Below are 21,298 nucleotides of genomic sequence, written 5' to 3' on the forward strand. Positions count from 1 at the left end.
GACGTGGAAACTGTTTTGATAATGCGTGTATCGAATCATTCTTCTCACATTTAAAAACAGAGAAGTTGTATTTAGTGTGCCCAAAAACATATGAAATGGCCTACCGAGCAATTCAAGAATATATTCAATTTTATAATACAGAAAGATTCCAAGAAAAACTTCACGGCCTTTCCCCGATAGAATATCGGGAAAAGGCCGTGGCATAATACTCTTTTTATTACTGTCTACTTGACAGGGAGATGACCAGATCCCCGCCTTTTTTTATGCAAACATTTTAAATACACCTATCGCATTTAAAAATACAATTATTACAGTTACCGGAATAACATAACGAAGTAAGAAGAACCAAATATTAAATAACGTTTTCCCCTTCGTTTCCGTCACTTCTAATTCTTTCATCAATAACTCTTTACTCATTTTATTTGGTACAAATAATGAAATAGCTAGTACTCCTAACGGCAGCAATACGTTACTTACCGAAAAGTCAACTAAATCAAAGAATGTTTTCCCGAATATTTTCACGTCACTCATAATCCCAAATGATAAAGCTGATGGAATACCGACTGCAAAAATAAGAATACCGATTAATAATGATGCTGACGGACGCTTCTTCTCATTACCTTTCGCAACAGATGCTACTACAATTTCAAGCATTGAAATTGCTGATGTTAAAGTCGCAAAGAAGAATAAAATTAAAAACATAATAAAGAAAAATTGACCAAATGGTATTTTTGCAAATACTGCTGGAAGGACGATAAACAGTAATCCTGGTCCTTCAGTTGGTTTTACTCCTAATGCGAAAATCGCTGGGAAAATTGCTAATCCTGCAAGTACTGTAACAAAAACAGTTAAACTTACAATAGATGTTGCTGATTTCGCTAAATGTTCCTCTTTCTTTAAATACGAACTATACGTGACCATTACTGAGGCACCTACTGTTAGTGAGAAGAAAGATTGTCCCATCGCGTATAAAATCGTATCTGCTGTAAGCTTTGAAAAATCTGGCTTTAAGAAGAACTCTACTCCAGCAAAAGCACCATCGAGTGTTAACGCACGAACAATAATCGCAATAAATAAAATAAATAATAGCGGCATCATGTACTTACTTGCCTTTTCTATACCTTTCTCTACACCTTTACTTACAACAAAAATCGTACAAAGCATAAAGATAAATTGTGCTCCAATCGCACTTAATGGATTTGAAATCGTTTCACCGAACAATTGTCCATAATCAGCTGCTCCATTCCAGAAACTTCCTGTCACACTATAATATAAATAAAGTAAAATCCATCCACCTACAACACTATAAAAAGATAGTACACTAAAACAAGTAACAACTCCCATACGACCAATCCAAGGATATACTTTGCTATTTGGCACTAGTACTTTATAAGCTGTAACCGCCTCTTTTTGCGTGCTACGTCCAATAACAAACTCCGCTATTAGAAGAGGCATACCTATAAATAAAGTTAATAGTAAAAATACAAGGAAGAATGCGCCTCCCCCGCCATTACCTGCAACATATGGAAATTTCCATATCGCACCAAGACCTACTGCGGCTCCGGCTGCTGCGAGTACAAAGCCTATTTTCGACGTCCATTGCTGTGTTTCTTTCATCATAAATTCTCCTTTTCTGAATATTTAAACTTTTGTTAATTATACACTTTCATTTCATACTCGCACACCTCCTTTAGAAAATAAAAAAGTCCCCTACACGCAAATATGCATGTAGAGGACGATATATGTAATGTAAATACCGTGGTACCACCTCAATTGGATTGATAAATCCCACTTGTTCAAGTACAGGAATAATTCCGATACTCTATCCTTTTAACGGCGGAACCCGGGTTGCCTACTACAATGTTCAACATACCTCTCGCAAGCCCATTCTGTATATTTTATCGTACCGGGCTCCCACCTAACCCCAGCTCTCTGAACGCATCAAATATACGTACTCTTCTTGCTCATCGATTTCATCTATTGAAGTTACTTGTGATTATAAATTATATTTTTATATTTGTAAAGCGCACTTTATCTTTTATTATTTTAAAATCTTTTCCTCTAATTCTCGTAAAAAACTTTCTCTTTTCCCCTCGTTTTGCACATATACTGATTTCAACACTTCTTGGAGCAATATATTTCGTTCCCTCTTTTCTAACTGTAAATCTTTTAACTTCACCCTTACTTCATATAAAAAATCTAAATAGGATTCATATGTCTCATCATATTTATTTGCAACCTCATCTCGAATTTTTTTTGCGAGCTTAGGGCTCGCTCCCCCAGTAGAAACTGCTATATTAAGTAAACCACGATGAATTGCTGCCGGAAAATGAACATTACCACTTTCTGGATTTGTAATAACATTTACTAATTGATTCTCGGCGGCATCTTCAGCAACTTGTTCATTTAATATTGAATCACTACTCGCTGCAACAACTAAAAAAGCACTTTTAATATCACTTTTCTCATATTCTCTTTGATACCAACGAATTTTCTTTTCTTCCACAAGTTTTACTAAATTCGCATCTAATTCTGGACTTATCACAACTATATCCGCACCCTGTTTGAGTAAAGGAATAATTTTAAATCCTGCAACTTTTCCCCCACCAATAACAACAACGCGTTTCTCATTAACTCGCACTGTAAGTGGATACATACTGATCTCCTTTCAATAACTCCGTCGTTTTCTGAATTAACATATCTTGAAACGCTTCATTCTTCCCTAAATATGGACTGATTTTTATCTCTCCCAATTCATATTGGCGCACTTCTTTCTCAATATGTTTCATAAGTAAACCTGTAAATAACAAGTAAGGCAGTACAACGATGTTCTTTTCTTTTTGTTCTACAACTTCCTTTAACTTCTCCTCAAATTTTGGCTCTGCAGCCGCTAAATAACAAACTTCTACTTTTTTAACCTTCTCTTTTGTTTGAAATAAAGAAGCAATCCAGTTTATATCTCTTAATACTTCAGGATCACTGCTCCCTCTTGCAACAAGAAGTAACGTCACTTCATTTTTATCTTCCTGTTCGATGCCACTTCCGCTATACACCGATTTAACAAGTGTTTCTGATACACCAAACGGATTACCATAGGTCACTTTAACATCCGAAAATTGATTAGTTAACTTTTCCAATTCAAAAGGGATATCTTTTTTTACATGCCCTGCCGCTAATAAAAAAACAGGGATAGCAATAATCTCCGTGGCCCCACGCTCCACACATGTACGAAAACCATCTTCAATAGAAGGATTCGCTAACTCTAAAAAACAAACTTCTTGAATAGTCGCTTCTATACGGTTCATACACGATGTAATAAATTGAATCGCCTCTTCTTTCGCTGTCTTCAAACGACTTCCATGACATATATATAAGACGGCTTTCATTTTACAACACTCCACTTACTTGATAAGCATTTTCTGTCTGCTTCTCAAACCAATGAATTTTTTCTCTAAAACGGACAACTTCTCCAATTACAATCATGCTCGGATTTTGAATTTGCTCTTTTTTCGCAACATCTACAATTGTCCCTAACGTTCCAACAACTGTGCGTTGCATAGACGTCGTCCCCTGCTCAATAATAGCAGCTGGCGTACTTTTATCTTTTCCATGCTTCATAAGTTGCTCACATATGTAGGGCAAATTACTAACCCCCATATATACCGCTAAAGTCTCTACACCTTTCGCTAAACTCTCCCATTTCACTTCTTCTTCAGCACCTTCTTTCCTATGCCCAGTCACAATAGCAAAACTTGCACTTGCATCACGGTGCGTCACTGGAATGCCCGCATAAGCAGGAGCAGCTATTCCAGCTGAAATACCAGGAATGATTTCAAATGGTACACCTTGCTTTGCTAATGCTTCAGCTTCTTCTCCCCCTCTACCAAACACAAATGGATCGCCGCCCTTAAGCCTCGTTACAACTTTTCCTTTTTTCGCATACTTAATAAGAAACGTGTTAATTGTCTCTTGCTTCATCGTGTGATAATTCGGGAGTTTTCCGCAATAAATTAAATCCGCGTCAGGCTTTGCGTGTGAAAGCAGCTCTTTATTCACAAGTCGGTCGTATAAAATAACATCTGCCTTCTCAATACATTTCAACCCTTTAACAGTAATTAAATCTGGATCGCCAGGACCCGCTCCAACAATATAAACCTTTCCCATCATCTCTCCTCATTTCTTCTATTAAAATGAAACTTCCATTCGTATATAAGAATGGAAGTTTTTATTTTTTCGTATTACTGATCTCTACTCATGGATAACAAATGCCGCACCTTTTCGAATCTTCTTTTTTTCAAACAAAGAAATCTCTTTTACCTCTGGCAACGGTAAAAAATGCTTTTCAAGCTCAATCTCCGCAAGCTTAAATGCCTGTTCTTCACTTTGAGCAACAACAACAATCGGAACAATACTATTTACTAACACAGCTTCAAATCGATATAAATCCATATCGTCCCTCCTAAGACGCTATTACTTCTTCTAGCACGTTATTTAACGCTATTTGTAATGTATCTACACCAACACGACCTACAAAATCATAAAATGTTTCAGCTGGTAATTTATTCTCTTTGAAATAACTTATAAATGATGCGAGTACATCAGGTAGATCCTCGCCATCTATTTTTCCTTTTAACTTTTGATTGTAGGCACCGCCATCTAATAATGTTCCACCTACGTATATTTCAAACGCTTCAACAATGCCTTTTTCCTTCGTTTTCATTTTCACACCTTGTAACCCAATGTCAGCAATTTGACGTTGACCACATGAATTCGGGCAGCCTACCATATGAATTCGAACTGGAACATCGAGTGCAATTTGTGTATCTAAGTATTCTGCAATTTTTCGTAATCTTTCTTTCGTTTCTACTAGTGCAAGATTACAATATTCAATACCGGTACATGAAACCGCATGACCAATAAATGATTTCGGGCTAGCAGATATCGCTTCAAACAGCGGTTCACTAAGTAATCCTTTTACATTTTCCGGAGGAACGTTCGGAATAATGAAGTTTTGCGAGTTACATGTACGAATTTGTCCATTTCCATATTGCTTTGCGATTCTTGCAATCTCAAACATTTCTTCTGCATGTAAACGACCTACCGGTACATTAAAACCTACATATTTTAATCCCTCTTGTTTTTGGTCTTGAACACCATAAAAATAGCCTGCATTCCATCCTTTGAGTGCACTTTCCCCTTTACTTTGTAAAGGCCCTGTATACTCTATTAGTTTCTCTTTAAATTTCTCTGCTCCCCAGTCCGCAACAAGAAATTTCAACCGAGCTAAATGACGTTTTTCACGATATCCAAAATCACGGAATATAGTAGCAATCGCAATCGCCACCGCCTTCACTTCTTCTGGTAAAACGAATACATCTAATTCATCAGCTAAATACGGACGGGCTGATAATCCTCCACCTACTTTTATATGAAAACCAACTTTTTTCTCACCATCTATTTCTTTCGTAGCAGGTGTAAATGCAACACAGTTAATCTCTGCGTTTGCTGAGTTATAAATATTAGAACTAATAGACATTTTAAATTTACGTGGTAAATTAGAAAACTCTTCATTATGCTGGAAGTAATCGTATACTTCTTTTACAATATGCGTTGTATCAAATAATTCATTTGCATCAATGCCAGCAAGCGGATTACCTGTAATATTACGCGTTATATCACCACAAGCCCCCGCTGAAGATAACCCAACTCTTGCTAATCTATTAAAAATATCTGGAATTTGCTGAATTTCTAACCAGTGAAACTGAATCGCTTGTCTCGTCGTAATATCTATTACATCACGTCCATAATCTTCAGCGATAGAAGCAAGCACTTCTGCCTGTGCATTTGTAATAATCCCTGACGGAATATTTACCCGCATCATAAAATAACCAGCTTCTTTTGGACGTTGTAAATACAATCCTGCCCATTTAAAGGCATCCCACTCTTCTTTCGGAATAGATTCGAATCCATTTTCCGCATAGTAAGGAATATCATTAAAAATTTCTAAGCCATCTTTTTCTAATTTATTTTTCTCCGTCTGATTTAATTTTTCATTGTTAGCCCATACTTTTTCATAACTCATTGTTTATCCCCCTATATAAAACTACGCTCTTGTAAATACTTCACGATTTGTTCCGCACATTCTGCAATAGAATATTTGTGCGTTTCTACAATTAATTCCGCTTGTGCTGGCTCTTCATAAGGCGAATCAATACCTGTGAAATCCTTAATGTCACCTTTTCTTGCCTTTTTATAAAGCCCTTTCGGATCTCGTTTCTCACACTCTTCAATCGGACACTTCACAAAAATTTCAATAAATTCATCTGCCGCTAATAAATCTCTTACTTGTTTACGGTCTACTCGAAATGGTGAAATAAATGCTGTAAGGACAACTGTTCCTTGATCGACAAATAACTTTGCCACTTCGCCAATACGTCTTATATTTTCCATGCGATCACTTTCAGAAAATCCTAAGTCTTTATTTAAACCGTGACGAATGTTATCCCCATCCAGCACATAATTTCCAATATTCTTTTCAAACAGTTTACGAGCGACCGCATTCGCTACTGTAGATTTACCCGAAGCTGATAAACCAGTAAACCAAATTACAAAACTGTGATGTCCATTCTTCGCTCTTCTCTCATCTTTTGAAACCGACGCTGTATGCCAAGTAATATTCGTATCCATCTCGTTCTCTCCCTATTCTGTTACTACTGCTTTTTTCAATCCTTTAATTAGTACTTCCACTACTTCTTTACGACTAAATGTACTCGGCGGAATCTCACCGTTTCTTAATAATTCTCTTACTTTTGTACCCGATAAAATAACATGATCTTCTTTTCCGTGCGGACATGTTTTCGTTGAAGCCATCGCTTCACATTTCGTGCAGTAAAAACTATGTTCAAAGAATAGTGGTGTAATTCCTAACTCTTCTATCGTAAAATTTGTGAAAATTTCTTGCGCTTCATACGTTCCGTAATAATCTCCTACTCCAGCATGATCACGCCCTACTATAAAGTGGGTACATCCAAAATTCTTTCTTACTAACGCATGAAATATCGCTTCCCTTGGTCCTGCGTAACGCATGGCAGCAGGAAATACACTTAAAAAGACACGATTTTTCGGATAATAGTTTTGAAGGAGTACTTTATAGCTTTCCATTCTTACATCAGCAGGAATATCATCCGATTTCGTTTCTCCGACGAGCGGATTTAAAAAGAGACCATCTACAATTTCAAGAGCAGATTTTTGAATATACTCATGGGCACGATGTACCGGGTTTCTCGTTTGAAATCCGACCACTGTTTTCCACCCACGTTTTTTAAATTCTTCCCTCGTTTCAATTGGGTCTAAATGATAAGAAGGAAATTGATTATTTTCAAAGCGTTTTGTTAGAATAATAGTTCCTCCAACGTAAACGTTTGGTCGTTCATATAATTTTTCCACTCCTGGATGAGCCTCATCCGTTGTTTTATATACAAGTAACGCTTCTTTTTCTTTATCTGGTACAAAAATATCTTCTATTTGAATGACACCGTATATATTTCCATTGTTGACAAGCTTTACTTCCTCTCCAACCTTCAGGCTTTCTGCGACTTTTTCTGTTACCGGTAATGTAATCGGTATACTCCACACACTACCATTTGCTAAACGAAGCGTTTCTATGACTGAATCATAATCTTCCTTCCCTAAAAAACCAGTAAGGGGGCTATATCCACCTGTCGCCAATAGTTCTAAATCACTTAACGCAATATTGTCTAACTTAATTTCTTTTTCAATTTGTGATACGTCATATGCCTCATCTATACGGTTTACTAATTCGTTTACTATGCTCATTTTTCTATATCCTCTCTTAGCTTTATTTCAAGATTCATCTTATTGGTAATGAAGACCACATTCAGTTTTCACTTTTCCAGCCCATCTACCATCTCTTGAATCGCCACCATCCCCAACAGGTAACGTACATTTCTCACACCCAATACTTGGATAACCAATATCATGCAACGGGTTATACGGCAAGCTATGTTTGTATACATATCGCCAAACTTCTTTCCACGTCCAATGAATGAGTGGACAAACTTTAATAGATTGAAAACGATGATCTTGATTTATAAACTTTGTATGCTTACGTGTTTCTGATTGTTCCCTTCTTAAGCCTGATATCCATGCTTTTTCCACTACTAATGATTTTTCTAAAGGTAAAATTTTTCTAATCTTACAACAAAGATTCGGATTGCTCTCCCACAGTTTTTCACCATGCAACTTCGCCTGTTCATCAAGTGTAAGTTCTGGCTGTTTTTCTATAATATTCAATGAAGGAAATCTTTCCCGCACTTTCCGAATTAATTCATACGTTTCTTGAAAATGAACATTTGTATCCAAAAATACGACTTTAGCATATGGATTTACTTGGTTTATAAGGTGCAGCAATACCATACCTTCCACCCCAAAGCTACATGCGTAGACAATTTCATCTTTATACTCTCCATAAGCCCACTTTAATACTGATAGCGCGCCTTTTGTTTCGTCTTCTTCCGAAAATGAAACAACATTTTCTTCCCACGTTTCATACGTCAACATGTTTTTTCCCCCTGTAAAAGCAAAAAGACGGTTTTAACCTAATGAAAATAGGTTAAAACCGCCTCTAGTTTTTCTAGTCAGCGCTTTTCACTTTAAACGTACTTTTTCACTTTTCTCTAACTGAATTACTTTTCCATCTTGCACAACAATTGTAATTGAACCATATTTCATATCAGCAAGCATCGCTTCAATCTTCTCGGATACTTCATCAAAATGTTCCCGTACACTCACGCGAACAGCCCCCCCTTTTTATTCATAAAAAAAATCTTTCCCATTTCGAAAAGACTGTTCGGTAATATATTTTACCTTATCTTTCAAAATGGATCCCATTTTGCTGGATTTAGCACCTTGCTTTCTATAAGCAGGTTGCCGAGCTTCTTCGGGCCAGTTCCCTCCGCTTCTCTTGATAAGCTTTGTATTTGTATTTTATCACAATTCTGATTTTTTTCAATCCTAGTTTTCCGATATATTTTAATTATTTTATTTTATAAAAAAGGAATTGCCCATACGAACAACTCCTTTTCCTATTTAGACAAGTTCTTTAATACGTATGCGATCGTTCCCAATAATATTTTCATATGTTTCGCGTTCCACAACTACTTGCGATGTTCCGCCTTTTGCAAAGACAACGGCTGGTCTTCGAATCCGATTGTAATTATTCGCCATCGAGTACCCGTATGCTCCTGTACAGGAAACTGCTAGTAAATCAGAAGCAGCGACTTTCGGTAAATGAATATCCCAAATCAACATGTCTCCACTCTCACAGCATTTCCCGGCAATCGAAACGAGTTCCTCATTCTCATCATTCCCTCGATTCGCTAACATCGCTTCATAACGCGCGCTATATAAAGCAGGTCTTAAATTATCTGTCATTCCACCATCGACTGATACATATTTCCGAATACCAGGAATATCTTTCACAGATCCAACTGTATAAAGTGTTGTCCCAGCATCACCTACAATGCTACGGCCTGGTTCAATCCATATTTCTGGCAATGGATATTCACGTACAGTAAATTGTTCTCTCACTGCACTTGTTACAGCTCGCACATATGTCTCAAGAGTTAATGGTGTATCCGACTCTGTGTAGCGTATTCCAAATCCCCCGCCTACATTCAACACTTTTACTACATAGTTTGTTTGCTCTCTCACTTCTTCTAAAAATTGGCGAAGAACTTCAATCGCTCGAACAAAACCAGCTGTTTCAAATATTTGCGATCCAATATGTGAATGGATCCCTAGCACATTATAATTGGATTTTTGTACAGCAAATCTAATTGCCTGCATCGCTTGACCGTTTGAAACGCCAAATCCAAATTTCGAATCATCTTGGCCTGTCGTAATATATTCATGTGTGTGCGCCTCTACTCCAGGCGTTACACGAATTAATATGTTCACAAATTTCCCATGTTGCATCGCTAAATCGTGTAAAACTTCTAATTCAAAGAAGTTATCTACGACAAAACAACCGATATTCGCCTGAAGAGCCATCACTATTTCTTCTTCTGTTTTATTATTTCCATGAAAATGAATACGTGATGCCGGAAATCCTGCTTGGAGCGCAGTATATAATTCTCCCCCAGAGACAACGTCTAATGACATATTCTCTTCACGAGCTACTCGGCACATCTCCATGCACAAGAACGCCTTGCTTGCATATGCTACTTGATAAGAGAAACCACTTTCTTTAAAAGCACGATGAAATGCTCGGCATTTTCCTCGAATAGACTCTTCATCGTATACATAAAGTGGTGTTCCGTATTGCTTTGCTAGCTGCGTCGTATCGCACCCTCCAATTTCTAAGTGTCCTTGCCCATTAATTCGGCTTGTGCCGTGTAAATACATTTAAATTCCTCCCTTATTTCCTCTAAAACTCATAACCCCAATCTTCTATTCATTGCAGCACGCTTTTAGATAGACAAAAAACGCGCGGAACAATGTTCACACGCGTTTCTTATTAGGAAAAATATATATTGAAAAAATAAACGAGTTGTTATCTCCTCAAAATAAGAAACCGCATCAACATCTCCAAATAGCTCTCCATAAAATAAATCTTATGACAGTACTACATTTATTCAATGCAGTCCCAATATATGAATAAGATGGTTATTCTTATATTTCGGCAATAGTCCCTTTCAACCTATGATCACAGATTCCATTAAATCTCCCATAGCTTACTCTTTCCTATCGCGGCCTCTACCTTTGAGAGTAGATGAGGTAAGTCTATTTAATTTTCAAACATCTAATTGTTGCTATTAACAATACCAAAGGACCATTTTATTTGTCAAACAATTTTTTATATTGTTTTTTTGCAGTTTAATTTCGTATCGTCTGGTAAGCGCTTTACTAATACCTTTGTTACTTCCCATTCGCCTTCTTCGTTATTAAATGTAATCGTTACCTTCTCAAATGGTGGAGCAATTTTCCCAGCAACACGTTCATACTTTGTCACTTCAATACTTGCTTGAAATAAATATGTACCGCTATACACTTTTTTTAAACTAATAATTTTAGGACATTGATAAGGTTTCAAACTTCCATATTGTTTTTCAATTGCTTTATTTATTTTTGGAAATAAAACAGAATAAAGTGCATCTTCCATAAGAGGTGCATCATATTGGGCTACTGACACACTCGGTGAAGTAAAAAGTATAACACTACTGCATGCTATAAAATATAATAATTTTCGCATTATAACCTCCGTATTATCACGCGATTCTTTCTGCGTACGATAATTATCATACATAGAAATTCTGTTTTATTGTCTCCCACCACTCTTTTTCTACTCGATTATTATAAAAAAGCCCACAACCTTCTTTTATTTTCGTATAATGATACTCATAGTATAATAATCATAATAACAAAGGACTGTTCGTATATATAAAATGAGTCGTTAAGCAAACTGACTCTCAAGAACTGTCATGCTTTTTAGGAGAGGAGTATATTATGCTACAACATCTGTTTCCAAAACTGCGATTTGCACTCGTTGCAGTCGTTTTACTATGGATTAAAACATATATTGTGTACAAGCTAGCATTTGATATTAAAATTGATAATTTCTTTGAAGAATTCATGCTTTTTATCAATCCACTAGCTGCGTTACTTTTATTTTTCGGCTTAGCTTTACTTGCATCTAAGCACCGAAACCGAATTATAATTGGAATCAGTTTTATACTGTCATTTATTTTATTTGGAAACGCAATGTTTTATGGGTTCTATAACGATTTCGTTACTTTCCCGGTTTTATTCCAAACAAACAATATGGCTGATTTAGGGACAAGTATAAAAGAACTCTTTACGTACAAAACATTACTTTTATTTGCAGATGCAATTATTTTAATGTTTATTTCGCGTAAATTCCCGTCATTTGGCGACAAAACACCACTTTCCCGCTCAGAGAAGCGAACTTTCTTTAGCGGTGTAACAGCTTTATTAGCACTACAAATTGTTGTATCAGTTATTTATAAACCACAAATGTTCTCACGCTCATTTGACCGTCAAACTGTCGTGAAGAATTTAGGTTTATACACATATCATCTATTTGATATTACGCTTCAATCCAAGTCCTCAGCTGAGCGTGTATTTGCAAGTGGGGATGGGTTTTCTGAAATTAAAAACTATACAGACTCAAAAGACAAACAAGTTGATAAAAACTTATTTGGAGCTGCAAAAGGTAAAAATGTAATTTTAATTTCAATGGAATCTACACAAAGCTTTGTTATTAATAAAAAAATAAATGGAAAAGAAATTACACCATTTTTAAATGAATTTATTAAGGATAGTTTCTATTTCGATAACTTCTATCATCAAACTGGACAAGGTAAAACTTCTGATGCTGAATTTATCGTTGAAAACTCACTTTATCCGCTAGATCGTGGTTCTGTATTCTTTACTCATGCAACAAATGAATACACAGCGACACCAGAACAATTAAAGAAATACGGATATTCTTCTGCCGTCTTCCATTCAAATGATAAAACGTTTTGGAATCAGGATGTAATGTATCCTGCGCTTGGATATGATCGTTACTTTAATTTAAATGATTACGCAGGAACGGAGCAAATGTCTGTCGGTTGGGGATTAAAAGATAGAGAGTTCTTTGAACAATCTATTCCAAAGTTAAAATCTTTACCGCAACCGTTCTATACAAAATTTATTACATTAACAAATCATTTTCCATTTCTTCTAAATCCGGAAGATCAATATGTTGATGAATTCAACTCGGAAAGTGGTGTTGTAAACCGCTACTTCCCAACTGTTCGTTACACAGATGAAGCTCTTAAATTATTTATTAAACAATTAAAAGAAGAAGGATTGTATGATAATTCCGTTATTGTCATCTATGGTGATCATTACGGTATTTCCGAAAACCATAACGCAGCTATGGCACAGTTCCTAGGAAAAGATACTATTACACCATTCGATTCTATGCAATTACAACGAGTCCCTCTTATTATTCATGTGCCTGGCCAAGAAGGAAAAGTTGTTTCTAAAGTATCCGGTCAAATTGATATTAAGCCAACGCTCCTTCATTTACTTGGTATTAAAACAAATAAATCCGTTGAATTTGGAACTGACTTATTTATTAAAGAGAAAGACCCGCTTATGGTAATGCGTGATGGTAGCTTTGTTTCTGAAGAGTATGTTTATACAAAAAATATGTGCTACAAAAGAAGTACGGGTGAAGAAGCTGACATGACGCTATGTCAGCCGTATATTGAAAAAGCAAAAACAGAATTAAAACTCTCCGATAAATTAATTTATGGAGATTTATTACGCTTCGATCCTAATAATCGATATAAAACTGGAACGATGACAACGAAATTTGAATAGTAAAGGAAGCAACTTTATACAAGTTGCTTCCTCTTTTTATTTTCACTTAATTTTCAAACCATCCTTCTATGAAATCTTTCACAAATTGGTAATTTCTTTCGTATGAGGAATAAATTTATGGTATGATAAAATAAGTAAACTTTCATACACTAATTAAGAATTTATTACAGAAAGCAAGGGATCAGATTTTGTATAGAGCAGCTATTCCAAACTTATTTACGCTCGGAAATTTATATAGCGGATTTTTATCAATCGGCTATGCATCTTTAGGATATTATAAATCAGCTGCTATTTTAGTACTTATCGGGATGATGTTAGATAGTCTTGATGGTCGTGTTGCTCGTTTATTACGTGTTGATTCACAAATGGGAAAAGAGCTCGACTCGCTTGCAGATGTCGTAACATTTGGTGCAGCACCAGCTGTTTTAATGTATTACACATCTTTCTCAAACTACGGAATCATCGGATTATACATAGCGGGATTATTCCCTCTTTTCGGAGCATATCGTTTAGCACGATTTAATGTAACACCATCTTCTACTTCAATGAAATATTTCACTGGAGTACCGATTACAGCAGCGGGAGGGCTTGTTGCTTTCTTAACATTATTTTCACATACCATTCCAAAAATCGTTCTTATTACCGTATTTGTAACGTTCGCATTTTTAATGGTGAGCCGCATTCGTATCCCAAGTTTAAAAGATGTACCAATTCCACGATATAGCATCATTATTACACTATTTTTAGTTGGAATCATTATTACAATGTATCAAACAGGATTTGGAAATTTTTCTGTTTTCTTATTTATTGCCATTCCACTATATATTTTGTACATGTTATCTCAATTCATTAGACAAAGACCGTCTAAAAAAGCGAATAAAGAAAAATAAGAAAACCTTCCGAGTCCGGAAGGTTTCTTTTTATTTTGTAACTAATACCTTTTGATTTACAGGTGTTACTGGCTCTTCGCCGTTTAATACAGCTAAAATATTTCTGACAGCCATTTCAGCCATCGCATCACGAGTTTCAAATGTTGCATTCCCTACGTGTGGAGCAAGTACTACATTCTTTAATTCTTTTAACTCTTCTGTAATTTTCGGTTCAAATTCAAACACGTCAAGAGCTGCTCCTTCAATTTCATTCGTTTTTAATGCATGAGCAAGTGCTGCTTCATTCATAATTGGTCCACGTGAAGCATTTACAATATACGCTGTTTTCTTCATCATTTTAAACTGCTCTTCATCAATCATATGATGTAAATTTGGATTATAAGCACAGTTAATTGTAATAAAGTCTGCTGTTTGTAATAATTCTTCCAACATCACATACGTTGCCCCCAGCTCACTTTCAGCTTCAAGCTTACGATTTGGCCCTGTATATAAAACATCCATTCCAAATGCTTTCGCACGTTTTGCAACAGCCTTCCCGATTTCTCCAAGACCTATAATTCCGATTGTCTTACCATGAACTTCTCGTCCTAAGAAAAATAACGGTGCCCATCCGTTAAATCCAGTCGTACGACATAACGTATCCCCTTCAGGAATTCTACGCGCCGCTGCTAAAAGAAGTGCAAATGTTAATTCTGCAGTCGCTTCCGTTGATACTTTCGGTGTATTCGTAACTGCAATTCCTTTTTCGCCCGCATACTTGTAATCAATATTGTCGTAACCAGCACCATAGTTTGCAACAATCTTTAAATGAGGCGCTGCATCAATAACTTCTTTTGGCACCTTTGTCGAAAGTAAACTTAACAATGCATCTTTATCTTTTACACGCTCTGTTAATTCATCTATAGAAATTAACTCCTCTTTATCGTACATTTCTACATCATGATCTTTTAATAGTTCTAATCCAATTTCCGGAATTTTTCCCGCTACTAATATTTTTGCCACTACTAACACCTCTTCTATAGAAAATAAGATATCTCTTATATTTCATTGTAAGAAATCCACATATAAAAACCAAGGAATTTGATTATAGTTTTAAAAATCGACACTTTTCCATGAAAAAAGAGGAGATGCAACTCTCCCCTTTTCTTACGCTTTTTCCTGCGATTCTTTTCCAAGCTTCACATCAATCGTTCCTTCTGCAACCGTATCGCTAATTTGCTCCTCAATAACCGATTGAGATTCAGCATTCGTTTCAGAAGTATAAGCTTGTTGCTGTGCACCTTGTACATTTTGTTTATTTTGTTGTTTCGCCATTTCTTACCCTCCTTTTCATTCTTTCTTATTTTGAACAAAAAGGACGGTTTTCATCAAAAAATTGCGTTTCATTTTGAATTTGTTACTTCTTCTTCAAGCGACCTCATTACTCTTGCTCGCTTCGTAAATGTTGCAACCTGAGTAACACCGTGAGCTAGTAATGTTTGTACATTTTCTTGTACATAATTCCCTAAATCATTTGGATAATGGGCATCCGAAGAAATCGTAATTGGAACACCATACTTAGCTAATACTTGTAAATATAGTGGACTTGGGCACATTTCACGAACAGGATAACGATAGTATAATCCTGCATTTATTTCTGTTGCCGTATTCGTTTCTACTAACGCACAGGCAATTTCCTCATAATAAGAAAGCTGTTCATTCTCATCCAATCGATAATTAAATACCTTTATATTATCAAGATGAGCGATAATATCAAATAACTCGGTACGAATCGCACTCTCAACTGTTTTAAAAAACATATCATATAATGCGCGTAGGTCATGCTTCTCAAAATATTCTTTCGTATCTGGATTATCAAATCCCCAGCCATTTAGAAAATGAACGGAACCAATTATATAATCAAAGTCTCCTAGCGCTAATAATTCTTTTAACTCTCCTTCACAACCAATAAAATAATCCGCTTCAATTCCAAGTTTAAGTGTGACACCTCTTTTACTCCATCGTTCTTTCGCCTCTTCAATGACCTTTGTAAAATCATACAGTGAAACTACCCTTACTTGATCTAACCATTCCTTCTGTATACGACCGAGCTTAGAATCACTAATATCTACATATTTTTCATAATATCCTTTCGCTTCATGAAAACGATATAAATGATCAACAATCCCAACTTCTGTTATACCTTTTCGCACAGCTTCTTCTAAATAGAGGTCCATCCATTCTGTTGTAAATGGCCCTTCCTTCACACGCTTTTGCAAACGCTCTTGTGTTTTCATAAGCCAATCAATAGAATGCCTTTCTTGAAGCGGTTCATAACGTTCCAGCGCTTCATTTATTTTAGCAAGCCATCCTATTGAATACGGTCCTTCTTCTAAGTGAAGATGATAATCTACTTTCATATACATTCCCCCTTATAATGTATCTATTTCCCTTCTATCCCCAACTCTCGAAAGCTTTCCATTTCGTTCTTTCACCTCCCGCATGACATCTTCCAATGTAATATTTTTTTCAGCTAATAAAACGAAACAGTGATAAAATACATCAACCATTTCTTTCACTACTTCTTCTTTATCATTATTTTTACATGCGATAATTACTTCAGCACACTCTTCACCAATTTTCTTTAAAATTTTATCTTCTCCTTTTGAAAATAAATAATTTGTATACGATTCAGGAAGTGGGCTTTCCTTTCGTTCTTCAATTGTTTTATACAGCAACTTAAAGGCATTTTCCATATGTATCCCCCTATATAATTTGATAGTGAAAACATGTCTTCTCTCCCGTATGACAAGCAGGTCCTACTTGTTTCACATTCACAACAATTGAATCTTGATCACAATCTAAATATAAAGATTGCACATATTGAAGATTCCCTGATGTTTCCCCCTTATTCCATAACGACTGCCTCGAACGAGAATAAAACCATGTTCTTTTCGTCTCTAACGTTTTTTCATATGCTTCTTCATTCATATAAGCTAGCATTAAAACTTCTTTCGTACCTTCTTCGATGACAATTGCTGGTATTAATCCTTTTGAAAAATTAGGTTTCATAACCGCACCTCAACATTTGCATCTCTTAATTTTCGCTTTACACTCTGCACTGTCGCCTCACCATAATGAAAGATGGATGCCGCTAACGCTGCATCAACTGTTGTCTTTTGAAAAACTTCTATAATGTGATCCGTATGACCACAGCCCCCTGATGCGATGACTGGAATGGAAACACTTTTTGAAATTTCTTCTGTTAAACGAAGGTCATATCCGCTTTTCGTTCCATCTGCATCCATACTCGTTAACAAAATTTCACCTGCCCCAAGTTTAACAACACGCTTCGCCCATTCTATGGCATCCATTCCTGTGTCAACTCTTCCGCCGTTGACGTATACGTTCCATTTACCTTCTGCTACTTTTCTAGCATCAATTGCCACGACAATACATTGTGATCCAAAGTGTTCTGTCCCTTCTTCTATAAGCTTCGGGTTTCGCACTGCCGCTGAGTTTATTGAAACTTTGTCTGCTCCAGCTCTTAGTAAATTGTACATATCTTTCACACTTGAAATCCCCCCGCCAACCGTAAGAGGAATAAATACTTTAGCTGCTGTTTTTTCTACAACATCTATAATCGTTTTTCTTCCTTCATGAGTCGCTGTAATATCTAAAAATACGATTTCATCTGCCCCTGCCTCGTTATATGCTTCAGCTATTTCAACCGGATCACCGACATCTTGTAATCCTATAAAATTTACACCCTTTACGACTCGCCCTTCTTTCACATCTAGACATGGAATGATTCGTTTCGCTAACATAACTTCGTTACCTGTAACACTTCTTCTAAATCAATCGTTTTCTCGTAAAGCGCCTTTCCAATTATGACACCATATATATTCATATCATTTAACTTTTTCACATCTTGAATAGATGCCACTCCTCCAGAGGCGATGAGACGAATGCCCACACTTTTTTGAAGTATCGCTAATTGTTCAAAATTTGGACCTGCAAGCGTCCCGTCTTTCGAAATGTCTGTAAACACAATCGTTTGAACACCTAAACTTTCCATTTGTTTCGCTAAACTAACGTAAGAAATTTCAGACAGATCAAGCCAACCTCTCGTTGCTACGAAACCATTTTTCGCATCAATTCCAACAATGATTTTCTCTTTATATAGACGAACTGCTTCCTCTAAAAATGACTTATCATAAAGAGCTGCTGTTCCTAAAATCACTTTTTCTACACCTGCTGACAATAACTTCTCCACCGTTACAAGTGAACGAATTCCTCCTCCCACTTGCACAGGAATACGTACCGCCTTGCAGATTTTTTCAATGACGGGCAAATTTAACGACTCGCCAGCAATTGCACCGTCTAAATCAACAATGTGTAGTATTTCCGCTCCAAGCTTTTCAAATATGATCGCCTGCGCTACCGGATCTTCATTCATCACCGTTTCTTTACTAAACTCTCCTTGATAAAGTCTAACGCATCGCCCTTCTTTTAAATCGATAGCTGGGAAGATTTCCATGCTTCTACCACTCCTTGAAAATTTTTTAATATTTGCATGCCAATTTCGCCACTTTTTTCTGGATGAAACTGTGCACCAAATACATTTCCTTTCGCGACAAACCCTGGTATTTGCATTCCATAATCACTTACTCCGCATACAATTTCATCTGGACAATCCGCGTAATATGAGTGAACATAATACACGAAAGAACCATCCACTAATCCATTCCAAAGCGGAAATTCTCTTTCCTTCCTTAATTCATTCCATCCCATATGAGGAATTTTATACGAAACTTTTAACTTCCGAATTTCACCTGGTAGTAAACCTAACCCGCTACAATCTTTTAGTTCCTCACTTCGTTCAAATAAAAGTTGCATGCCCAAACATATACCGAGGAGTGGTTTTCCTATGTCACAAACTTCTTTTAGTACACACACTAAATCTCTTTCTTTTAATACTTCCATCGCTTTCGGAAATGCACCTACTCCCGGTAGAATCACGCCATCGCTTCTCAATATCTCTTCTTTATCACTCGTTACAATGTACTCTGCCTCAATATATTTTAATGCTTGCTCTACACTGCGAATATTTCCCATTCCATAATCTATAATGGCAATCAATTACAACATCCCTTTCGTTGAATTTACACCAGTAATGTTGGCATTTTTTTCGACCGCTTCTCTAAGCGCTCTACCAAAAGCTTTAAATAATGCTTCAATTTTGTGATGTGTATTACTTCCGTATAGAACGCGCGCATGTAATGTAATATTGGCAGCATGTGCAACTGCTCTAAAAAATTCTTCCGTCAATTCTGTATCAAAATCCCCGAGCTTCGGATTTGTTAATTCCCCTTGAAATACACAATATGAGCGTCCACTTATATCAATTGCAACAAATCCTAAAGATTCATCCATCGGTACATACGCGGAACCGTAACGATTAATTCCTTCTTTATTTTGCAATGCTTCTTTCAAGCAATTTCCGAGTACAATTCCAACATCTTCAACGGTGTGATGTGCATCGACAAATACATCACCTTCTGCCTCAACTTGCAATCCAAATCTTCCATGTCTAGCAAATAAAGTCAGCATATGATCGAAAAAACCAACCCCCGTTTGAATAGATACACTCGTACTTTCATCAAGCTGCAAACTTAATTTAATTTTTGTTTCTGTCGTCTCACGTGCTTGACTGGACTGACGCATTATTTTTCCTCCTCAAACCTTATTTGGATTGCTCTCGCATGTGCATGTAACCCTTCTTTATTTGCAAGCTCTACAATATGATGCTGTACATTTTTTAATGCTTCCTCTGTATAAGAAATAAAACTTGATTTTTTCACGAAATCATCGACTGATAACGGAGAAAAAAATCTTGCCGTTCCGCTCGTTGGTAATACATGATTCGGTCCCGCCAAATAATCCCCGAGCGGTTCAGGTGCATATGGCCCAAGGAAAATAGAGCCTGCATGTTTCACATAATCTAGAGCATTCATCGGTTCTTTTATATGTAACTCTAAATGTTCTGGAGCAATTTTATTTGATAACTTTAGTGCCTCCTCTAAAGAAGCAACGATAAAGATGGCTCCATTTCTATTTATTGATTCACGTGCAATTTCACTTCTTGGTAACGTTTCTAACTGTCTTTCTACCTCTTTTTCTACTTCTTTAGCTAGTTCCATATTCGTTGTAATACAAATCGCCGTTGCTCTCTCATCATGCTCTGCTTGCGATAATAAATCCGCTGCGATATATTTTGCATTACCTGTTTCATCCGCGACAACTACAATTTCTGATGGACCAGCAATCATATCGATATTTACTATCCCGTATACTTCTCGTTTCGCTAGAGCGACGTACAAATTTCCCGGTCCAACTATTTTATCCACTTTCGGAATCGATTCCGTCCCGTATGCTAAAGCAGCAATTGCTTGTGCGCCACCTATCGTATAAATTTCATCTACTCCCGCAAGATTTGCAGCAGCTAATATATGAGGATCAATTCCCCCTTTCCTCGGCGGTGTTACCATTACAATCTTTTTCACACCTGCAAGTTTCGCCGGCAATACATTCATTAATACTGAAGAAGGATATGAGGCTGTCCCACCTGGTACATATACACCTACATTTTCTAATGGCCGAATGAGCTGCCCTCTAATTATGCCTTTACTTTCACAATCGAAGATTGAATACTTCTTTTGCTTTTCGTGATACGAAACAATGTTTTTCTTCGCCTCTTTTAAAGCTTCTAAAAATGAATTCTCTACAAACATACTCGCTTGCTGTATTTCTTCTTCACTTACACGAAAATCTTTCATCTCTACACCATCAAACTTTTTTGTATAGAAAGATAAAGCCTCATCATTCCCTTCCCTTACATGTCTAATGATTTCTCTTACACTTCTTTGAACAGTTTCTTCTATTATATTAGCGTTTTCTCTTAGCACTTTTATTTTAGATAATGCCTCCTTAAAGTCTTCATAAATGATTTCCAT

25 protein-coding genes, 2 riboswitches and 1 other annotated feature are annotated in these 21,298 nt (G+C 36.4%); of the genes, 3 read left to right on the top strand and 22 right to left on the bottom strand.

Features of this window, described 5'->3' with window-relative positions; genetic code table 11:
- Positions 1-206 (top strand): IS3 family transposase (locus tag D1166_RS00005; protein ID WP_141195368.1); only part of this gene is annotated, 206 nt, incomplete at its 5' end.
- Positions 207-261: 55 nt separating this feature from the next.
- On the opposite strand, the gene D1166_RS00010 is transcribed toward D1166_RS00005, so the two are convergent.
- The 12 genes from D1166_RS00010 to D1166_RS00065 form a co-directional block, all read right to left on the bottom strand.
- Positions 262-1,617, bottom strand: a complete 1,356-nt coding sequence (locus D1166_RS00010) for a sodium-dependent transporter (protein WP_000665440.1) — start codon at positions 1,615-1,617, stop codon at positions 262-264.
- 111 nt (positions 1,618-1,728) lie between these two features.
- Positions 1,729-1,977 (bottom strand) — a binding site (T-box leader).
- Between the two features lie 64 nt (positions 1,978-2,041).
- A complete protein-coding gene (locus D1166_RS00015; protein ID WP_097861898.1) occupies positions 2,042-2,656 on the bottom strand; it encodes an NAD(P)-binding protein in 615 nt (204 codons plus the stop codon).
- On the bottom strand, positions 2,631-3,386 hold the full coding sequence (locus D1166_RS00020; RefSeq protein ID WP_097861899.1) for a sirohydrochlorin chelatase: 756 nt from the start codon (positions 3,384-3,386) through the stop codon (positions 2,631-2,633). The genes D1166_RS00015 and D1166_RS00020 overlap by 26 nt, the downstream gene beginning before the upstream one ends.
- Position 3,387: 1 nt before the next feature.
- Positions 3,388-4,164: a uroporphyrinogen-III C-methyltransferase gene (gene cobA, locus D1166_RS00025; protein ID WP_000521255.1), complete on the bottom strand. Its 777-nt coding sequence runs from the start codon at positions 4,162-4,164 to the stop codon at positions 3,388-3,390.
- Positions 4,165-4,248: 84 nt separating this feature from the next.
- Positions 4,249-4,449 (bottom strand): DUF3906 family protein, encoded by a 201-nt coding sequence (locus D1166_RS00030; RefSeq protein ID WP_000366913.1) that lies wholly within the window; start codon positions 4,447-4,449, stop codon positions 4,249-4,251.
- Between the two features lie 10 nt (positions 4,450-4,459).
- Complete coding sequence (locus D1166_RS00035; protein WP_000119614.1) at positions 4,460-6,082, bottom strand: nitrite/sulfite reductase; 1,623 nt, start codon at positions 6,080-6,082, stop codon at positions 4,460-4,462.
- An 11-nt stretch (positions 6,083-6,093) separates the two neighbouring features.
- On the bottom strand, positions 6,094-6,687 hold the full coding sequence (cysC, locus tag D1166_RS00040) for an adenylyl-sulfate kinase (protein WP_000380492.1): 594 nt from the start codon (positions 6,685-6,687) through the stop codon (positions 6,094-6,096).
- Positions 6,688-6,699: 12 nt separating this feature from the next.
- Positions 6,700-7,836: a sulfate adenylyltransferase gene (gene sat, locus D1166_RS00045; protein ID WP_097861900.1), complete on the bottom strand. Its 1,137-nt coding sequence runs from the start codon at positions 7,834-7,836 to the stop codon at positions 6,700-6,702.
- 39 nt (positions 7,837-7,875) lie between these two features.
- A complete protein-coding gene (locus D1166_RS00050; RefSeq protein ID WP_000959010.1) occupies positions 7,876-8,580 on the bottom strand; it encodes a phosphoadenylyl-sulfate reductase in 705 nt (234 codons plus the stop codon).
- Between the two features lie 87 nt (positions 8,581-8,667).
- Positions 8,668-8,811, bottom strand: coding sequence for a YezD family protein (locus tag D1166_RS00055; RefSeq protein ID WP_000116158.1), 144 nt, complete (start codon positions 8,809-8,811; stop codon positions 8,668-8,670).
- A 73-nt stretch (positions 8,812-8,884) separates the two neighbouring features.
- A riboswitch (SAM riboswitch) is annotated at positions 8,885-8,993 on the bottom strand.
- A 115-nt stretch (positions 8,994-9,108) separates the two neighbouring features.
- Complete coding sequence (gene lysA, locus D1166_RS00060; RefSeq protein ID WP_097861901.1) at positions 9,109-10,425, bottom strand: diaminopimelate decarboxylase; 1,317 nt, start codon at positions 10,423-10,425, stop codon at positions 9,109-9,111.
- Between the two features lie 180 nt (positions 10,426-10,605).
- Positions 10,606-10,787: riboswitch (Lysine riboswitch) on the bottom strand.
- An 89-nt stretch (positions 10,788-10,876) separates the two neighbouring features.
- On the bottom strand, positions 10,877-11,272 hold the full coding sequence (locus D1166_RS00065) for a DUF3888 domain-containing protein (RefSeq protein ID WP_001228824.1): 396 nt from the start codon (positions 11,270-11,272) through the stop codon (positions 10,877-10,879).
- 254 nt (positions 11,273-11,526) lie between these two features.
- Here D1166_RS00065 and D1166_RS00070 point away from each other — a divergent pair, with 254 nt between their 5' ends.
- Positions 11,527-13,413 carry an LTA synthase family protein gene (locus tag D1166_RS00070; protein ID WP_118043223.1) on the top strand — a complete coding sequence of 629 codons (1,887 nt, stop codon included), beginning with the start codon at positions 11,527-11,529 and terminating at the stop codon, positions 13,411-13,413.
- Positions 13,414-13,601: 188 nt separating this feature from the next.
- Positions 13,602-14,303: a CDP-diacylglycerol--serine O-phosphatidyltransferase gene (gene pssA, locus D1166_RS00075; RefSeq protein ID WP_000285417.1), complete on the top strand. Its 702-nt coding sequence runs from the start codon at positions 13,602-13,604 to the stop codon at positions 14,301-14,303.
- 30 nt (positions 14,304-14,333) lie between these two features.
- Here the strand turns inward: pssA and D1166_RS00080 are convergent, their stop codons facing one another.
- From D1166_RS00080 to hisD, 10 genes are all read right to left on the bottom strand, one after another.
- On the bottom strand, positions 14,334-15,305 hold the full coding sequence (locus D1166_RS00080) for an NAD(P)-dependent oxidoreductase (protein WP_001062829.1): 972 nt from the start codon (positions 15,303-15,305) through the stop codon (positions 14,334-14,336).
- 144 nt (positions 15,306-15,449) lie between these two features.
- Positions 15,450-15,617, bottom strand: coding sequence for a YozQ family protein (locus D1166_RS00085; RefSeq protein ID WP_001118880.1), 168 nt, complete (start codon positions 15,615-15,617; stop codon positions 15,450-15,452).
- 68 nt (positions 15,618-15,685) lie between these two features.
- Positions 15,686-16,702 carry a histidinol phosphate phosphatase domain-containing protein gene (locus D1166_RS00090; RefSeq protein ID WP_000861846.1) on the bottom strand — a complete coding sequence of 339 codons (1,017 nt, stop codon included), beginning with the start codon at positions 16,700-16,702 and terminating at the stop codon, positions 15,686-15,688.
- A gap of 12 nt (positions 16,703-16,714) precedes the next feature.
- Positions 16,715-17,038 (bottom strand): phosphoribosyl-ATP diphosphatase, encoded by a 324-nt coding sequence (hisE, locus tag D1166_RS00095; protein WP_000426357.1) that lies wholly within the window; start codon positions 17,036-17,038, stop codon positions 16,715-16,717.
- A gap of 10 nt (positions 17,039-17,048) precedes the next feature.
- Positions 17,049-17,354: a phosphoribosyl-AMP cyclohydrolase gene (hisI, locus tag D1166_RS00100; RefSeq protein WP_000803961.1), complete on the bottom strand. Its 306-nt coding sequence runs from the start codon at positions 17,352-17,354 to the stop codon at positions 17,049-17,051.
- Positions 17,351-18,109 (bottom strand): imidazoleglycerol phosphate synthase cyclase subunit, encoded by a 759-nt coding sequence (hisF, locus tag D1166_RS00105; protein WP_000880110.1) that lies wholly within the window; start codon positions 18,107-18,109, stop codon positions 17,351-17,353. Before hisF ends, hisI begins: the two co-directional genes overlap by 4 nt.
- Positions 18,103-18,822, bottom strand: a complete 720-nt coding sequence (hisA, locus tag D1166_RS00110; RefSeq protein WP_000402298.1) for a 1-(5-phosphoribosyl)-5-[(5-phosphoribosylamino)methylideneamino]imidazole-4-carboxamide isomerase — start codon at positions 18,820-18,822, stop codon at positions 18,103-18,105. The genes hisF and hisA overlap by 7 nt, the downstream gene beginning before the upstream one ends.
- Positions 18,795-19,424 carry an imidazole glycerol phosphate synthase subunit HisH gene (gene hisH / locus D1166_RS00115; protein ID WP_000560336.1) on the bottom strand — a complete coding sequence of 210 codons (630 nt, stop codon included), beginning with the start codon at positions 19,422-19,424 and terminating at the stop codon, positions 18,795-18,797. The genes hisA and hisH overlap by 28 nt, the downstream gene beginning before the upstream one ends.
- On the bottom strand, positions 19,425-20,009 hold the full coding sequence (gene hisB / locus D1166_RS00120; RefSeq protein ID WP_001249951.1) for an imidazoleglycerol-phosphate dehydratase HisB: 585 nt from the start codon (positions 20,007-20,009) through the stop codon (positions 19,425-19,427).
- On the bottom strand, positions 20,009-21,298 hold the full coding sequence (gene hisD / locus D1166_RS00125) for a histidinol dehydrogenase (protein ID WP_000402913.1): 1,290 nt from the start codon (positions 21,296-21,298) through the stop codon (positions 20,009-20,011). Before hisD ends, hisB begins: the two co-directional genes overlap by 1 nt.

The sequence above is a fragment of the Bacillus sp. ISO11 genome (assembly GCF_003458115.1).
GTDB lineage: Bacteria > Bacillota > Bacilli > Bacillales > Bacillaceae_G > Bacillus_A > Bacillus_A cereus.

Bases quoted from the DNA above. Each gene is read 5' to 3' on its own strand.
- D1166_RS00010 (WP_000665440.1), bottom strand. From the start codon at position 1,617: ATGAAAGAAACACAGCAATGGACGTCGAAAATAGGCTTTGTACTCGCA.
- D1166_RS00015 (WP_097861898.1), bottom strand. From the start codon at position 2,656: ATGTATCCACTTACAGTGCGAGTTAATGAGAAACGCGTTGTTGTTATT.
- D1166_RS00020 (WP_097861899.1), bottom strand. From the start codon at position 3,386: ATGAAAGCCGTCTTATATATATGTCATGGAAGTCGTTTGAAGACAGCG.
- cobA (WP_000521255.1), bottom strand. From the start codon at position 4,164: ATGGGAAAGGTTTATATTGTTGGAGCGGGTCCTGGCGATCCAGATTTA.
- D1166_RS00030 (WP_000366913.1), bottom strand. From the start codon at position 4,449: ATGGATTTATATCGATTTGAAGCTGTGTTAGTAAATAGTATTGTTCCG.
- D1166_RS00035 (WP_000119614.1), bottom strand. From the start codon at position 6,082: ATGAGTTATGAAAAAGTATGGGCTAACAATGAAAAATTAAATCAGACG.
- cysC (WP_000380492.1), bottom strand. From the start codon at position 6,687: ATGGATACGAATATTACTTGGCATACAGCGTCGGTTTCAAAAGATGAG.
- sat (WP_097861900.1), bottom strand. From the start codon at position 7,836: ATGAGCATAGTAAACGAATTAGTAAACCGTATAGATGAGGCATATGAC.
- D1166_RS00050 (WP_000959010.1), bottom strand. From the start codon at position 8,580: ATGTTGACGTATGAAACGTGGGAAGAAAATGTTGTTTCATTTTCGGAA.
- lysA (WP_097861901.1), bottom strand. From the start codon at position 10,425: ATGTATTTACACGGCACAAGCCGAATTAATGGGCAAGGACACTTAGAA.
- D1166_RS00065 (WP_001228824.1), bottom strand. From the start codon at position 11,272: ATGCGAAAATTATTATATTTTATAGCATGCAGTAGTGTTATACTTTTT.
- D1166_RS00070 (WP_118043223.1), top strand. From the start codon at position 11,527: ATGCTACAACATCTGTTTCCAAAACTGCGATTTGCACTCGTTGCAGTC.
- D1166_RS00085 (WP_001118880.1), bottom strand. From the start codon at position 15,617: ATGGCGAAACAACAAAATAAACAAAATGTACAAGGTGCACAGCAACAA.
- D1166_RS00090 (WP_000861846.1), bottom strand. From the start codon at position 16,702: ATGAAAGTAGATTATCATCTTCACTTAGAAGAAGGACCGTATTCAATA.
- hisE (WP_000426357.1), bottom strand. From the start codon at position 17,038: ATGGAAAATGCCTTTAAGTTGCTGTATAAAACAATTGAAGAACGAAAG.
- hisI (WP_000803961.1), bottom strand. From the start codon at position 17,354: ATGAAACCTAATTTTTCAAAAGGATTAATACCAGCAATTGTCATCGAA.
- hisF (WP_000880110.1), bottom strand. From the start codon at position 18,109: ATGTTAGCGAAACGAATCATTCCATGTCTAGATGTGAAAGAAGGGCGA.
- hisA (WP_000402298.1), bottom strand. From the start codon at position 18,822: ATGGAAATCTTCCCAGCTATCGATTTAAAAGAAGGGCGATGCGTTAGA.
- hisB (WP_001249951.1), bottom strand. From the start codon at position 20,009: ATGCGTCAGTCCAGTCAAGCACGTGAGACGACAGAAACAAAAATTAAA.
- hisD (WP_000402913.1), bottom strand. From the start codon at position 21,298: ATGGAAATCATTTATGAAGACTTTAAGGAGGCATTATCTAAAATAAAA.